General features: G+C 54.3%; 1 protein-coding gene. It reads left to right on the top strand.

The features are described 5' to 3' along the window. Positions 1–33: 33 nt before the first annotated feature. On the top strand, positions 34–1,372 hold a 1,339-nt coding region (tnpC, locus tag OU814_RS31255), incomplete at its 3' end, for an IS66 family transposase (RefSeq protein WP_268243322.1).

The following is a 1,372-nucleotide window of genomic DNA, read 5'->3' as shown; positions in this document are numbered from 1 at the left end:
CACGGCTTCGACAGAAGATGGTAAGCTTTTGCCATGAAAGAACTGCCCCCTCTCGATGGACTCAGCGATGCAGAAAAAGATGCCCTGATTCAAGGGCTGTGGCAGGAACTGCAAGCATTACGGGCAGAAGTCGAGACGCTCAAGCAAAAACGGGTGAAGAAAACCTCGCGCAATTCAAGCTTGCCCCCGTCGAAAGGCTTCAAGCCGAATCAGAGCCGTGCTGAGTCAGCTTTCCCCGATGCTTCCGCAACAGGGAGACACCGTTCTGGAGGGCGAGAATTGAGCCAACAGCCCGACCAAGTTGTGGTGGCTCAAGCCAAGCGCTGTCCTCACTGTGGCGTTGAAGTTGAATTATCGACACAGCGCATGAGTGGGGTTTACGAGCGGATTGAATTGCCCCCGATGACTCCTCACATCACACGGGTTGAACGTTATGGTGGGATGTGCCCGGGTTGCCAGCAGGGGTATGAAGCACCTGTTCCAGTGGGTTTGGAGCCAGGGTCTCCCTTCAGCAACAGTGTGGCGAGTCTCGTCACCTACCTGCGTTACAGTCATGCCATCAGTTATCAACGACTGAGCCAGTTGATGAGCGAACTTTACGGTCTTAGCTTGTCCGAGGGCGCAATTGCCAATCTGCTGCAACGGGTACAGGTGCAACTCGAACCTGCTGTGACCCAGATTGTCAACCGCTTACGCAGTGCCCGGTTAGTCGGCAGTGATGAGACGGGGGCGCGAGTGAATGGGAAAACCCAGTGGGAATGGGTGTTTCAAAATGACCAGGTGTGTTTGCATGTGATTCGTCCCAGTCGGGGCAAAGCCGTCATCGAAACTGTGATGGCAGGGCATCAACCGCAGATTTGGGTTTCTGATTTGTTGAGTGCCCAAGCCGCGCATCCCGCACAGGACTGGCAGGTGTGTCTGGCGCATCAACTGCGGGATTGTCAGTATGCTATTGATGCAGGCGATGAGTTGTTCGCACCCCGGATGAAGCGGTTATTCCTCAAAGCAATTGCGCTGCAACGGCGACGACACACCCTCGCTGACTCGACGATTCAGCAGTATTGCAGTCGATTGCGCGGGTCGCTGCGGGAGATTTTGAATCTCAATCCTAAATCGGTCGAGGGACAGCAGTTGCTCAACCGCTATCACAAGATTCGCGATCATCTCTTGCTGTTTTTGACCGATGAGACGATTCCACCCACCAATAATGCCAGTGAGCAAGCGTTGCGCTGGAGTGTGGTGTTTCGCAAGGTGACGAACGGTTTCCGCTCTGATTGGGGAGCAGAGCTATTCGCTCAGGTGCGTTCTCTGGTCAATACTGCACAGCGTCAAGGCATTTCTGCTTTTGATGCCATTTCCCGTGCCCTTACCT

The organism is Leptolyngbya sp. GGD (assembly GCF_026735145.1).
Taxonomy (GTDB): domain Bacteria; phylum Cyanobacteriota; class Cyanobacteriia; order Leptolyngbyales; family Leptolyngbyaceae; genus Leptolyngbya; species Leptolyngbya boryana.
Note: the sequence above shows the minus strand (reverse complement) of the source record. Positions and strands in the feature narration are given on the sequence as shown.